The organism is Salinisphaera sp. G21_0 (genome assembly GCF_017744115.1).
GTDB lineage: Bacteria > Pseudomonadota > Gammaproteobacteria > Pseudomonadales > Endozoicomonadaceae > Endozoicomonas.
In genome coordinates this window covers 93514-107993 of sequence record NZ_JAGHQW010000009.1, presented here as the reverse complement: position 1 = coordinate 107993, position 14480 = coordinate 93514, and the positions used below count along the sequence as shown (strand labels likewise).

8 protein-coding genes and 1 pseudogene are annotated in these 14480 nt (G+C 51.2%); 5 read left to right on the top strand and 4 right to left on the bottom strand.

The window, feature by feature from the left end:
• Window positions 1–60: 60 nt before the first annotated feature.
• Together J7439_RS06450 and J7439_RS06445 are read right to left on the bottom strand one after the other, a co-directional pair.
• Window positions 61–3123, bottom strand: a complete 3063-nt coding sequence (locus tag J7439_RS06450) for a ShET2/EspL2 family type III secretion system effector toxin (RefSeq protein ID WP_209201009.1) — start codon at window positions 3121–3123, stop codon at window positions 61–63.
• 432 nt (window positions 3124–3555) lie between these two features.
• Window positions 3556–6606, bottom strand: coding sequence for a ShET2/EspL2 family type III secretion system effector toxin (locus J7439_RS06445; RefSeq protein ID WP_209201008.1), 3051 nt, complete (start codon window positions 6604–6606; stop codon window positions 3556–3558).
• Window positions 6607–6754: 148 nt separating this feature from the next.
• Here J7439_RS06445 and J7439_RS06440 point away from each other — a divergent pair, with 148 nt between their 5' ends.
• From J7439_RS06440 to J7439_RS06430, 4 genes and pseudogenes are all read left to right on the top strand, one after another.
• Entirely contained in the window at window positions 6755–7774 is a 1020-nt protein-coding gene (locus J7439_RS06440) for a DUF1853 family protein (protein ID WP_209201007.1), read from the top strand.
• A gap of 300 nt (window positions 7775–8074) precedes the next feature.
• Window positions 8075–8275: pseudogene (locus J7439_RS26955) on the top strand (RING finger domain-containing protein); the annotation flags it as partial.
• A gap of 39 nt (window positions 8276–8314) precedes the next feature.
• Window positions 8315–9997, top strand: a complete 1683-nt coding sequence (locus tag J7439_RS06435; RefSeq protein WP_286198232.1) for an SEL1-like repeat protein — start codon at window positions 8315–8317, stop codon at window positions 9995–9997.
• 143 nt (window positions 9998–10140) lie between these two features.
• Window positions 10141–10641 (top strand): alkylphosphonate utilization protein, encoded by a 501-nt coding sequence (locus J7439_RS06430; RefSeq protein ID WP_209201005.1) that lies wholly within the window; start codon window positions 10141–10143, stop codon window positions 10639–10641.
• Window positions 10642–10660: 19 nt separating this feature from the next.
• Here the strand turns inward: J7439_RS06430 and aceK are convergent, their stop codons facing one another.
• A complete protein-coding gene (aceK, locus tag J7439_RS06425) occupies window positions 10661–12466 on the bottom strand; it encodes a bifunctional isocitrate dehydrogenase kinase/phosphatase (protein ID WP_209201004.1) in 1806 nt (601 codons plus the stop codon).
• A gap of 16 nt (window positions 12467–12482) precedes the next feature.
• Complete coding sequence (locus J7439_RS06420; protein WP_209201003.1) at window positions 12483–13430, bottom strand: 1-aminocyclopropane-1-carboxylate deaminase/D-cysteine desulfhydrase; 948 nt, start codon at window positions 13428–13430, stop codon at window positions 12483–12485.
• 244 nt (window positions 13431–13674) lie between these two features.
• On the opposite strand from J7439_RS06420, the gene aroQ reads away from it, so the two are divergent.
• Entirely contained in the window at window positions 13675–14478 is an 804-nt protein-coding gene (gene aroQ / locus J7439_RS26950) for a gamma subclass chorismate mutase AroQ (protein WP_209201002.1), read from the top strand.
• The last annotated feature ends 2 nt before the right edge of the window (window positions 14479–14480 follow it).

Here is a 14480-nt window from a genome sequence, read left to right as displayed (position 1 = left end):
ACCCAAAGAAGGCTCGGAATAACATAATTTGATGCAAATCAGAATCCGGGACAAGGTCGTTCAGTTAGCCTGAGTCGACGATATCATTGATTGTTTTGAATCGTTACTCAAGACGCTATTAATAGCCTGTGTAACATACGTCTCGAAGCATTCCCGTTTGCCATTTTTCATTACCACGTAGAGTCCGGAAATATCATCGCCCCAGGTCGCCATCAGCAGTTTTTTTTTGACCTCATCGCTGAAAGGACTGGCCATGACCAGACTCATGTAATCCTTGACGCACGCCTCATGGCCATTTTGCAGCGCCTTGAACAACCCGGTAAAACCCTTACCGGATTTCGCCATCAGCAGATCCAGTTTGATCTCATCGCTGAAGGAGCTGTCCATCACCCGCCCACAGTAACTTTTGACGCACTCACCATGGCCATTTTGCAGTGCTATGTAGAGCCCGGGAAAACCACTGTCGGATTTCGCCCTCAGCAGATTCAGTTTGACCTCGTCGCTGAAGGAGCTGTCCATCACCCGATCCCAGTAACTCCTGACGCACTCACCATGGCCCTTTTGCAGTGCTGCATAGAGCCCGGGAAAACCAGCGCTGGATTTCGCCATCAGCAAATTCAGTTTGACCTCATCACTTAAGGGGCTTGCCATCACCCGATCCCAGTAACTCTTGACGCACTCACCATGGCCATTTTGCAGCGCTACGTAGAGCCCGGGAACACCATCGCCGGATTTCGCCATCAGCAGGTCCTGTTTGACCTTCTCGCTAAAGGGGCTGGCCATGACACAATCCAGGTATGTCCTGACGCACTCAACATGGCCATTTTGCAGTGCTACGTAGAGCCCGGGAAAACCATCGTTGGATTTCCCCCTCATCAGGTCCTGTTTGACCTCGTCGCTCAAGGAGCTGGCCATAACCCGATCAAGATAACTCTTGACGCACTCACTATGGCCATTTCGCAGTGCCTCGAAGAGCCCGGGAACACCATCGCTGGATGTCGCCCTAAGCAGGTCCTGTTTGACCTCGTCACTCAAGGAGCTGGCCAGGACCCGATCCAGGTAACTCTTCACGCACTCAACATAGCCATTTTGCAGTGCCACGAAGAGCGCGGGTAAACCCTTGGGGGATTTCGCCATCAGCAGATTGTGTTTGACCTCGTCGCTCAAGGAGCTGGCCAGGACCCGATCCAGGTAACTCTTCACAAACTCCCCGCAGCCGTTTTCCATTGCCACGAAGAGCCCGGGAAAACCCCTGCCGGATTTCGCCCTCAGCAGATTCTGTTTGACCTCGTCGCTCAGGGAGCTGGCCAGGACCCGATCCAGGTAACTCTTCACGCACTCCCCATGGCCGTTTAGCAGCGCCACGCAGAGCCCGGGAAAACCCTTGGGGGACTTCGCCATCAGCAGGTACTGTTTAACCTCGTCGCTCAAGGAGCTGGCCAGGACCCGATCCACGTAACTCTTCACGCACTCAACATGGCCATTTCGCAGTGCTACGTAGAGCCCGGGAAAACCATCGCTGGATTTCGCCCACATCAGCTCCTGTTTGACCTCGTCACTCAAGGAGCTGGCCATGAGCCGATCCAGATAACACTTGACGCACTCATCATGGCCATATCGCAGTGCCTCGATGAGTCCGGGAGAACCCTTGGGGGATTTCCCCATCAGCAGGTTCTGTTTGAACTCGTCGCTGAAGGGGCTGGCCATGACACAATCCAGATAATTCCTGACGCACTCAACATGGCCATTTCGCAGTGCTGCGAAGAGCCCGGGATACCCCCTGGGGGATGTCACCATCAGCAGATTCTGTTTGACCTCGTCACTCAGGGAGCTGGCCATCACTTGATCCAGGTAACTCTTCACACATTCTCCGCGGCCGTTTTGCAGTGCCACGAAGAGCCCGGGAAAACCACTGTCGGATTTCGCCATCAACAGATCCTGTTTGACCTCGTCGCTCAAGGAGCTGGCCAGGACCCAATCCAGGTATTTCCTGACGCACTCCCCATGGCCCTTTTGTAATGCCATGTGCAGTCCTGGTACACCTTGGTCATTTTTCGCCATCAGGGAAATCTTTTGATTATATGGATCAAGCCGGTTCAGTTGCCCCATGAATTGATCGACCATTTGCGACGAAAAATGTCCATTTCTGAGCATTAAAAACAGGATGGACGAATTCATATCTGCCAGAATCCTGACCAACGAGCTACCGGCCCGGCTCTCAACCGTTGTTGTGGTTAAACATCCCCCCAAAGAAGGCTTGGGGTAATATGATTTGATTGAACAAGAATCCGGGACAAGGTGCTCTATTTTAATCGCCTTCAGGGTTTGCAGGTCAGAGACAATGAGCCGTCGGACTCTCAGGGTGTCGTTGGGGTCATATAAGGCCAGTTTTATTTCCGGTCGCTCAGGCGACCAGTTTATCTTTAGGGCCATCAAATGGTTCAATGACGAAAACAGGTAGGTTTTATTTTGTTCGCTATCGACCAGCTGCTGCTGACAAGCCGCATAAAGTGCCTGGCCCAAGCCTGCCCGGTCAAAGTAATAACCTTCCTGTGCAATTTTATATCCATCCGCCGTGGTGTCATCCAGGGCCTGATCCATTTTAATACCGCTGTGACGGGAAATTTTATCAAGCTGATCAATGGACGTGAATTTACCGACATCTTTCGAGCCAAACTTCCCTGTAGCAAACGCATAGGCCAAATGCCTGCAAGCAATCGGTTTATGATCAAAGAGATTGTTCGCTCTACAGTTGAATCTTCTCAGGTCGCCCTTTGATACGTATTGCAAAATCCCGGAGGTATTAACAGGCAGGGTCTCTGTCGAAGATTCTGTGGGTGTATTGCCACTATCCAGGGGCTTATCCACTTCGGGCTTATCATCCACCTGCAACAGGTAAGTGCGCCCCTGACGATTAAGTTGTTCGATTTTATGGCTGATCAGAGATGCATGTTGGGGAACATTTGCAAACTTACTTTTCTTTTCCCCGGGAATGTTTTTTTGGTCAACAGAATTAATGGCTCGCGAAAATCCAGTGATGAGTATCTCTTCATTGACAGATTGAAAATCCTTCTGTGGTGATCCAGCAAATGAGCGTGGAGGATTCTGCCTGATATTATACATAGGCTAATGGGTGTTTATCCGTAGTCTGTGATTCTTGGCATCTGTTGACATCATCAATATAAGTATCAAATTCTGGCAAAGGATTTTATAAACGAAAGTCTGCCAGATGCTTTAGACCGAATATTTCATAAACTACCCCGAATCTCGCGCACGACCACACGGATGTGGGAGATAGGGCGACGCAGGATGCCAAAGCCGAGGAGGCTGACCGAGAATAGACTGCCCTACTGCGGTGTCAGCAAATTGGTCTAAAAAGTCGGAAATTTTTAGCAAATAGAACCACTATTCACTAAAAATTTCCGACTTTTTATCCTCAATTTTCTGCCATCCTCACTACGGGGTCGCCTAGACGGGCGCTATTCTCGGTCAGCCTCCGAGGATTTTGTGAGGGAGCGCCGTACCGGGGAGTACGGTCGACTGAGCAAAACTCCCTTAGAGCGACAAAGGACCAGCGAGCTCGGGAGCACGTTTATGAAATATCCGGGTTAAGCTGATATTTATAATCTGTGTAACATACGTCCTGAAGCATTCCTGCTTGCCATTTCTCAGTACCACGTAAAGTCCGGAAATACCATCCCCCCGGGTCGCCATTAGCAGGTTTTGTTTGACCTCATCGCAGAAGGGACTGGCCAAAACCAGACTCAGGTAATCCCTGGCGCACGCCTCCTGGCCATTTTGCAGCGCCTTAAACAACCCCGGAAATCCCGTGTCGGATGTCGCCATCAGCAGATTCAGTTTGACCTCGTCGCTAAAGGGGCTGGCCATCACCCGATCCCAGTAAATCCTGACGCACTCACCATGGCCCTTTTGCAGTGCTACGTAGAGCCCGGGAAAACCACGGCCGGATTTCGCCCTCAGCAGATCCAGTTTGAACTCCTCGCTGAAGGGGCTGGCCATCACCCGATCCAGGTAAATCCTGACGCACTCACCATGGCCCTTTTGCAGTGCTACGTAGAGCCCGGGAAAACCACTGTCGGATTTCGCCCTCAGCAAGTCCTGTTTGAACTCCTCGCTGAAGGGGCTGGCCATCACTCGATCCCAGTAAATCCTGACGCACTCACCATGGCCATTTTCCAGTGCTACATAGAGCCCGGGAAAACCACTGTCGGATTTCGCCCTCAGCAGATCCAGTTTGACCTCCTCGCTGAAGGGGCTGGCCAGGACTCGATCCAGGTAACTCTTCACGCACTCCCCGTGGCCAGTTTTAAATGCCACGCAGAGCCCGGGAAAACCACAATCTGATTTCGCCCTCAGCAGATCCAGTTTGACCTCCTCGCTGAAGGGGCTGGCCATCACCAGATCCCAGTAACTCCTGACGCACTCACCATGGCCATTTTGCAGTGTTACGTAGAGCCCGGAAAAACCACTGTCGGATTTCGCCCTCAGCAGATCCAGTTTGACCTCCTCGCTGAAGGGGCTGGCCATCACCCGATCCCAGTAAATCCTGACGCACTCACTATGGCCATTTTGCAGTGCTATGTAGAGCACGAAAAAACCACTGTCGGATTTCGCCCTCAGCAGATCCAGTTTGACCTCCTCGCTGAAGGGGCTGGCCATCACCCGATCCCAGTAAATCCTGACGCACTCACTATGGCCATTGTGCAGTGCTATGTAGAGCACGAAAAAACCACTGTCGGATTTCGCCCTCAGCAGATCCAGTTTGACCTCCTCGCTGAAGGGGCTGGCCATCACCCGATCCCAGTAAATCCTGACGCACTCACCATGGCCATTTTGCAGTGCTACGTAGAGCCCGGGAAAACCACAGCCGGATTTCGCCCTCAGCAGATCCAGTTTGACCTCCTCGCTGAAGGGGCTGGCCATCACCCGATCCCAGTAAATCCTGACGCACTCACCATGGCCGTTTTGCAGCGCCACACAGAGCCCGGAAAAACCCCTGAGGGACTTCGCCATCAGCAGATTCTGTTTGACCTCATCGCTCAGGGAGCTGGCCAGGACCCGATCCAGGTAACTCTGCACACACTCCCCGTGGCCATTTCCCAGTGCCACGAAGAGCCCGGGATAACCATCGGGGGATTTCGCTATCAGCAGATTCTGTTTGACCTCGTCGCTCAGGGAGCTGGCCATCACCCAATCCAGGTAACTCTTCACACACTCCCCGTGGCCGTTTTGCAGCGCCCCGAAGAGCCCGTGATAACCCTTGGGGGATGTCACCATCAGCAGATTCTGTTTGATCTCGTTGCTCAGGGAGCTGGCCATCACCCGCTCCAGGTAACGCTTCACACACTCCCCGTGGCCGCTTTGCATTGCCACGCAGAGCCAGGGAAAACCACTGTCGGATTTCGCCATCAACAGATCCTGTTTGACCTCGTCGCTCAAGGAGCTGGCCAGGACCCAATCCAGGTATTTCCTGACGCACTCCCCATGGCCCCTGTGTGATGCCATGAACAGCCCTGGCACACCATCGTCATTTTTAGCCATCAGGACAATTTTTTGATTATATGGATCAAGCCGGTTCAGTTGCCCCATGAATTGATCCACCATTTTTGAAGAAAAATGTCCATTCCTGAGCATTAAAAACAGGATGGACGAATTCATATCCGCCAGAATCCTGACCAACGAGTTACCGGCCCGGCTCTCAACCGCTAGCGTGGTTAAACATCCACCCGAAGAAGGCTTGGGGAAATATAATTTGATTGAATAAGAATTCGGGAAAAGGTGCTCTATTTTAATCGCCTTCAGGGTTTGCAGGTCAGGGACGATGAGTCGTCGGACTCTCAGGGTGTCGTTGGGATCATAAAAGGCCATTTTTATTTCCGGTCGCTCAGGCGACCAGTTTATCTTTAGAGCCATCAAATGGTTCAATGACGAAAACAGATAGGTTTTATTTTGTTCGCTATCGACCAGCTGCTGTTGACAAGCCGTATAAAGTGCCTGGCCTAAGCCAGCCCGGTCAAAGTAATAACCTTCCTGTGCAGTTTTATATCCATCAGCCGTGGTGTCATCCAGGGCCTGATCCATTTTAATACCGCTATGACGGGAAATTTTATCAAGCCGATCAATGGACGTGAATTTGCCCACATCTTTCGTGCCAAACTTGCCTGTGGCAAACGCATAGGCCAAATGCCTGCAATTAATCGGTTCATGATCAAAGAGATTGTTCGCCATGCCGTTGAACCTTCTCAGGTCGCCCTTTGATACGTATTGCAAAATCCCGGAGGTATTAACAGGCAGGGTCTCTGTCGAAGATTCTGTGGGTATATTGCCACTATCCGGGGGCTTATCCACCTGCAACAGGTAAATACGTCCCTGATGGTTAAGTTGTTCGATTTTACGGCTAATCAGAGATGCATATTGGGGAACATTGGCTGACTTACTTTTCTTTTCCCCGGGAATGTTTTTTGGATCAACAGACTTAACAGCTCGCGAAAATCCAGTGAGGGTTGTCTCTTCATTGACAGATTGAGAATCATTACCAGGTATTTCAGCAGATGAACAAGGTGGATTCTGACTGATATTATCCATAGTACATTATTTCGATGATTTTGATGTGTACAATCTCCGTTCACCCTTAGCGTCCTTCGGTTCCTCAGGACGAACAGAGTTTGGAGGCCATTGATAAAAAGAACCCATCAATTACATTGAAACCATGTAATAGTATATAAACGTCAGTATGAACAGATTTTCACATCAAAGCATACATCACACTCTACAACAGGCAGTAGAGTGGGTACAAAACAGCCCGCCGTTATTTAATCGTACGACCAGCCCTCTTTTTCTTGACTCCCCCTTACCGGCCGGAACAGCCCCGGTGATTCCTGACCAACAGCAACTGGCCCTTCTGGAAAGTCTGGTTAACCAAAAAGGCAATCCCCTGCTCGGCATTTTCAACGAAACCCTATGGCAGTTCCTGCTGAACCAGCTGCCTGATAACCAGACCATTGCCGTTAACCTGCAGGTGAATGGTGAGAAAAATGGTCAGCCTGCCACACTGGGTGAATATGACCTTATCTACCAGCGGAAAAACCAGTTTATCCATCGGGAGCTGGCCGTTAAGTTTTATCTGGGTATGCCTGGTGAAGCTGACAATGCCATGGGGTCTCCATGGCAACATTGGGTCGGTCCCGGACTCAGGGACCGGCTGGATCGCAAGATGGATCGCCTGCTCCATCATCAAGCCCTGTTGAGTGATAGCCATGAAGGGCGGGAAACATTATTAACGCAGGGTATTGTCCAGCCGGTTGCTAAAGAGATCCTGATACAGGGAAGGCTTTTTTATCCCCTGTACCGCACAGATAAAACAGCCATACCGCAACTGAACGACATCCAACTAATAACTCAGGCAGAACAGAATATAACAGCGCAATGCCCGCCACCCGAGTATTGCAACCAGAATCACCTGAAAGGTTATTGGTTAACTCAAAGCCATTTCCTTCTGAGTACCCGGTCCATCACCAGGGATGTCCGCTTCCAGATACCTCAGAAAGTGCAGTGGTTGAATCAGAACCCTGTTGCAGAGTTGCTCGATCATGATGCGCTGATACGCCAGCTGCAACCGCAAAAACGACCGGTGTATATCAGGGCAATCCATCAGGCGCTGCAACAACAGATGCATTTGTTTATTGTGCCTGATGACTGGCCTGAGAGAGCGATAAAGGCTGTAAAACCTACGCGATGTTCGACAGTTCTTTGATCAAATAATCGATCATACAAAAGACAGTGGTGATAAACTGTTCAACTGGCATGGCTGATATCCTTTTTGGAGTCCACTGTTTTTAATAGCAGACAGAAAGGACAGCCATGCCCTATTAGGTCAGTTAAAAGTCGAACATCGTGTATAGTTACTTCCGGCAGGATGATAAGCCGACAGGATTTCAGTCGGTTTCTTCCTGATTCTACTCAAGGGGAAGTCTGAGGCAGTCAAGATTAAAGCCCCCCGGTTTTCTCCAACTTTTTCACGGAACTTCAGGTTGATAAACAAGTCTGACAAGTTATGAACAGTGTCAGTCAATCTTGTGCAATCTGCTTTGATGAAATAAAGGAAAGTCTTGGTACAAGGCGCTCTCCCACTGCAGCGGCCCTGGCTCGAAAGATCCGAATCAAAGACACGACTACAGTCGTAAGGCTACAGCCGTGCACTCATGAATACCACCACGCATGCATAAGCGATTGGGTAAGAATATCCTCACGATGTCCAATTGATCGCCGCTTGATAACGGGCAGTACTCCCTCAATGACCTGGCCCGTAGATCTGCGGAAGGAGCTATTCAAGTCAATTGAGGGCAACCGGATCGAGGATGTGGAGGATATTCTGTCAACCGGGCTCAACCCTGATCAGCGGTCGTTCCCGGATAGGAAAAACCCTCTAACCCTGTCGTTAAAGCAACAATGTTGGGAAATAGCAGCACTGTTGATCAGGGCGGGTTTGACCACCAACAGTAAAGTAGCGCAAAACAACCTGGGCTTGATGTACCTGAACGGTCTGGGGGGGGAGCAGAACTACGCCGAGGCCCTGACCTGGTTCTACAAGGCCGCCGACCATGGGAACGCCAACGCACAAAACAACCTGGGCTGGATGTACCTGAAAGGTCTGGGGGTTGAGCAGAACTGCGCCGAGGCCCGGACCTGGTTCCACAAGGCCGCCGACCGGGGGGACGCCAACGCACAATACAACCTGGGCTCTATGTACTTAAAGGGTCTGGAGGTGGAGCAGAACTACGCCAAGGCTCTCACCTGGTTCCGCAAGGCCGCCGCCCAAGGGGACGCCGACGCACAAAACGACCTGGGCTGGATGTATTCAAAGGGCCTGGGGGTAAAGCAGAACTACGCCGAAGCCATGACCTGGTTCCGTAAGAGTGTCAAACAGGGAAGTGCCGCCGCGCAAAACAATCTGAGCTGGATCCTCAGGGAGTTGCTTCTGGAGACGGAGCAAAACTCCGTCGAGGCCTTTATCTTGTTCCGCAAGGCCGCCAAAAAGGGAGACGCCGCCGCGCAAAACATCCTGGGCTGGATGTACTTTAAGGGGGTGGCGGTGGAACAAAGCCACGGTAAGGCTCTGATCTGGTTCTGCAAGGCCGCTGACCAGGGACACGCTCCCGCACAAAACAACCTGGGCTGGATGCACTATAAGGGTCTGGGAACGGAGCAGAACCACACCGAAGCCCTGACCTGGTACGACAAGGCTGCCGACCAGGGACACGCCACGTCACAATATCAGCTCGGCTGGATGCACCTTAAGGGGCTGGGGACGCAGAAGAACTGCGCCAAAGCCCTGACCTGGTTCGGTAAGGCTGCCGACCAGGGGCACGCCGCTGCGCAATATCAGCTGGGCTGTATGCACCAGAAGGGTCTGGGGGCGGAGCAGAGCTACGCCGAGGCCCTGATCTGGTTCCGCAAGTCTGCCGACCTGGGACACGCCGCTGCCCAGTATCATCTGGGCTGGGTGCTTCTGAAGGGGCTGGGAATAAAGCAGAACTATGCCGAAGCCCTGATCTGGTTCCGCAAGGCCGCCGACCAGGGAGACGCCGGTGCACAACACAGCCTGGGTTGGATGCACCAACACGGTCTCGGAGTGGAGCAGAGCTATGCCGAGGCCCTGGCCTGGTACCGCAAGTCTGCCGACCGGGGAAACGCCGATGCACAAAACAACCTGGGCTGGTTGTACCTGATGGGCCTGGGGGTGGAGCAGAACTATGCCGAAGCCCTGTTCTGGTTCCGCAAGTCTGCCGACCAGGGTGCCGCCGCTGCGCAATATCATCTGGGCACGATGCACCGGAAGGGCCTGGGGGTGGAGCAGAACTACGCCGTGGCCCTGACCTGGTTTGACAAGGCCGCCAGGCAGGGGTACCCCGCTGCGCAAAAAAGTCTGAACTGGCTGCACCGCAACAGCCCGGGGTTGGAGCAGTCAAGCTGCTGACAGCGAACTTTACCCATAGCCTTTTGTCCAACTCCCGTTTCCCGGCTATTTCCATGGCGTAGTTTCATCCATGGGTTTCACCAACCTTTATCAATTGCCAAAAAACAACAGTCATTAAGTCAGCTTTTCAACAGGACGTAATTATGCAGCCAATTTCACCCGCTCTGGCAGCCCCGGGCTGCAATGCCGGTTTTGACCAGCCTTTGCCAGCGCCGGAAACTGCCTCCGGCAAAACACCTGGCTTGTTACAACAAGGCCAAAAACCTATTAGTGACAGTATGTGGAGCCAGGTTCCCGCCGTTCAGGTTATGGCATTTCGTCTGCTCAACCGTCTGTCATCGGAAGGCTGGGCCCGGGACCTGGTAGATATGATGTATCTGGATGATGAGACCCGTGAGTGGGCAGAGTCCGAATTAAGCAGTGAAGAATCAGCAGCCCCCACACTGGATAGCAACGGCAGTGTATTGAATGCGGGTGATACAGTCACGCTGATCAAGGATCTGCCGGTCAAAGGTGCTGGCTTTACTGCCAAGCGCGGCACTGCTGTACGCAATATCTCTTTGACCGGTAATCCTGAACAGATCGAAGGCCGTGTCAATGGTGTCAGAATTGTTCTGTTGACCAAGTATCTGAAAAAAGCGTGAACACCGTAAGTAGCGCCTGTTAAACCACAGGCGCTGTTTTTTTCCGGGAAGCAGCCCGGTCAACATGGTGTTTTTTCAGTTGCAGTGATGGCGTGTATGGCAATACATCCATCACCTGCCCCTGGGTAATCTGCTGCTGAACACTGCGCCAGTAACTGGCGGTAAAAAGATCACCATGAAGACGGATAAAACGTTTGCGGATGGCCAGATCAGGAAATAGAAACACCGGGAACTCTTCCGGAAAAATATCCCCCGGTGAAACGGAATACCAGGGCTCAGCGGACATTTCCTGCTCTGGATAGAGCGCCTCCGGTATCTCGCGAAAATTGCACTCGGTCAGATAGATAATTTCATCGTAATCGTAGAAAACCACACGACCATGGCGAGTTACCCCGAAATTTTTCAGCAGCATATCGCCCGGGAAGATATTGGCGGCGGCCAGTTGCTTGATCGCCCGGCCATACTCATCAAGCACTGCTTCCAGTGCCTGCTCGTTGCCATGGTCAACCAGCTGTTCAACATAGATATTCATGGGCATCATTCGCCGCTCAGTATATAGATGGCGAATCAGCACCTTATCGCCATAGACAATAACGGTAGAGGGAGCTACCTGCTGCAACTCCTGCAACAACTCATCACTGAACCGGGAACGGGGCAATATCAGGTTGGAGTACTCCTGAGTATCTGCCATCCGCCCCACCCGGTCATGGGTTTTCACCAGATAGTACCGGTCTTTAACCATGGCCTTGCTGATATCTTTGGGCGGGGCGAAATGATCTTTGATGACTTTAAACACCATATCCAGGGAAGGCAGCATAAACACCGACATCACCATGCCCTTTACACCCGGAGCGATGACAAACTGATCAGCAGAGTGGTGCAAATGCTGGAGAAAATCCCGATAGAAGACACTTTTACCATGCTTGAAGAAACCGATGGAGTTATAAAGCTCGGCACGTTTCTTTTCAGGCACCAGTGTGTGCAAAAACTCAATACACTCGGAGGGAATCCGGGCATCAACCAGAAAATAAGAGCGGGTAAAGCTGAACAGCACACTAACACTGTCGTTTTCACAGAGCAGGGCGTCAACGTAGAGCGCACCCTGTTCATTATTCAGAACCGCCAGAACAAACGGTTGCAGGTCGTCTCCTGCCACCAGCCTTCCCACCAGGTAAGCGGCTTTATTCCGATAAAAGACCCACTTCAGCACATCCACCCGAACATCACTGCGCCGGACCCATGATGGCTGAGTTTTCTGCAACGCATGGATAATATTGCGAATATCCCTGCGCCGGTACTCCCAGGGCAGTTCAAACTGAAAATCATCCAGTATCTGGCCAACCTGACTGACCAGCCCCTGCTGCTGGCTTTGGTCATTACTTTTATCATTAAAAGCATAGGATCGATAAATGCCCCTGGCGCTGTGAACCTTAAAACCATCAAATTCAGACTGAATAAAACAGTGACGGGGGTTCACCGCTTCGCCCCTGAACAACTTGCGGTAGATGGAGTTATAAAAGGTTTCCGCCAGTTCCGGGTCGGTCCGGTAAGAGATCAAATCCAGGTAAGCATCATGCACATCCTGCCAGCAGCTACTATCGCTGAGATAGGACGCTTCAATCCGGGATGCCAGGGTTGTCATCACATCGGTGACGGCAACATGGTAAAGGTTAATCCGGTCAGAAGCGGCATTTTGTGCAGCACTCCAGTCTGCCTTCAGAAAATGGTCCCGGGCACCCAGGGTGATGTCAGTAAAGCGTGTTCGATAGTCACTGAACCCTTCAAGAACAATTCTGGCAATCTGTCGGGCTATTGAAGTATTCATTACTGCACCATTGCTCTTATATTTTTAAACCAATTCCGCGCCGCCCCTGAAGCCCTCCGGTATGAACCATTAACAGCCGTCTGCCCCGGCAGGGAAGGCCTTGCTTCAGGTTTTCCGCCAGTGAATGCCGGATGGCAAACATGACTTTGCCGGTGTATACCGGATCCAAAGGGATTGCCGTCTCCTGCTCAAAGGATTTTATAAACGACAGCAACGTCTCGGTAGTGCGAGCGTAACCGCCATGATGATAGTCCGTCAACAGCGTCCAGTTAGCCAATGCCTGCCTGGTGTAGTGATGAATATCACCCCGCAGAAAATCGCCTCCTTTAAGGACGGCGACACCGGTCACCTGCGTCTGCGGCATCTCTTTTGCCGCAGCCAGCGCCACCCCTGACAGCGTGGCCCCCGTGCCACACGCCAGCCAGATCTCATCATAGCTCCCCGCAGTGATGCCCCCTGCTGCCAGAATTTCTCGGCAACCCTGTACACCGGACAAATTACTCCCGCCTTCCGGTACAACATGCACATCCCGGGCTGACAAACCTGATTGATGCAAAAGATGGTTAACAAAGACGGCTTCATTCTTTCGACGATAATCACTTCTGGACAGGTATTGTAATTGCATTCCCCAGTTAACCGCATCGGTCAAGGTTGCTGACAGAGATTCCCCCGGCTCTCCCCTGATAACGCCGATGGTTGGCATGCCAAACCGATGACCCGCCGCAGCCAGTGCATGAATATGGTTGGACCAGGCACCACCAAAGCTGAGAATGGCCGATTTGCCCTCCTGCTGCGCGGCAATAAGATTATGTTTCAGCTTGTACCACTTGTTACCGCTGATCTCGGGGTCAAGTTGATCCAGGCGCAAAATATCCAGGGATACACCGGTTTCATCGAGCCACCGGGTTGTTACTGGCTGAACAGGAACCCGCCTGGCCAATAGCTCAATAGATTCGAATACCATATTCCTGCTCCACCGATGAAAATCCAGCCATTTCCTGCCTTCAGCACTGCTGCTGCCTGCTCATTCTTCTTATCTCACTCTGAATGTGCGCCGAAACCTGCCTCATAAATGACTGTCCGTTAGAATTACTGACAACATAGTTAGTTTGTTGATTGATAGCCCATGTTATGGTGATGTTATTACCCTGAAAATGGTTTGACATCGAGGAAAATTATTACCCCTCTTTAACAAAGGATTCGAATCAGTGAACCCGGTTAATCAAGCATCCACTACGATACGTCAGACAAGTTCATCTTCCAAATATCCTCAGCCATCATCGGTTGATGATAAATCATCGGTTGAAGATAAATCATCGGTTGAAGATAAAGAAATACCGGTAAAACAGTTATCGAATACAGATTTAAAGGTAAATATCAAGCATCCCCCGGAACAATGTGCCCAAGCCAGTGATTGCACGTTTCGAAAAGTTGCAATAACTACGAAAACCAGGCTGGTAAATTCTACAGGTCTTACTCTACAGCCCGGCCCCCCCCCTGAAACAACACCAGTAACTGAGGTTTTGCCAGCCAGAAATCAGCAATTACATGGAATCTTTGAGTTAATCAACCAGCGGCTAACTTATATGAAAGCTGTAGCCTTATTCAAGAACATGAATGGTCGGGCTGTTGAAGATTTGAACAGAGAAAAAATCGTGCTTGAGAAGGCACTGTGTGTTGCTAAGAAGGCTGGTTTAGAACCGGATTCCATCACTCATTTTTTTCAGGCTCAGATGAATGCGGCCAAGGCTATTCAACAGGCATATATTGATCAATGGTCTTCTGCCAAGCCAGCAAATAAAAAGCACCACGACCTGGATTCTGAGGTCAGGCCCAAGCTTATGGAGCTTGGTGACCAGATCGTGGAACAAATCAGCGCATATCTTAAAAATGGAGGAACATTTGATAATAACATGCAGAAAGACTTTGTCAGGTTGGTAAATGCAAGGCACCTGTCCGAAGACGACAAAGAGAAAATGTTTAAAAGTCTTCAGAGGATACGTGTGATTTAAAA

Excerpts from the sequence above, each read along its gene's own strand:
- J7439_RS06450 (WP_209201009.1), bottom strand. The coding sequence starts at position 3,123 with ATGTATAATATCAGGCAGAATCCTCCACGCTCATTTGCTGGATCACCA.
- J7439_RS06445 (WP_209201008.1), bottom strand. The coding sequence starts at position 6,606 with ATGGATAATATCAGTCAGAATCCACCTTGTTCATCTGCTGAAATACCT.
- J7439_RS06440 (WP_209201007.1), top strand. The coding sequence starts at position 6,755 with ATGAACAGATTTTCACATCAAAGCATACATCACACTCTACAACAGGCA.
- J7439_RS06435 (WP_286198232.1), top strand. The coding sequence starts at position 8,315 with ATGACCTGGCCCGTAGATCTGCGGAAGGAGCTATTCAAGTCAATTGAG.
- J7439_RS06430 (WP_209201005.1), top strand. The coding sequence starts at position 10,141 with ATGCAGCCAATTTCACCCGCTCTGGCAGCCCCGGGCTGCAATGCCGGT.
- aceK (WP_209201004.1), bottom strand. The coding sequence starts at position 12,466 with ATGAATACTTCAATAGCCCGACAGATTGCCAGAATTGTTCTTGAAGGG.
- J7439_RS06420 (WP_209201003.1), bottom strand. The coding sequence starts at position 13,430 with ATGGTATTCGAATCTATTGAGCTATTGGCCAGGCGGGTTCCTGTTCAG.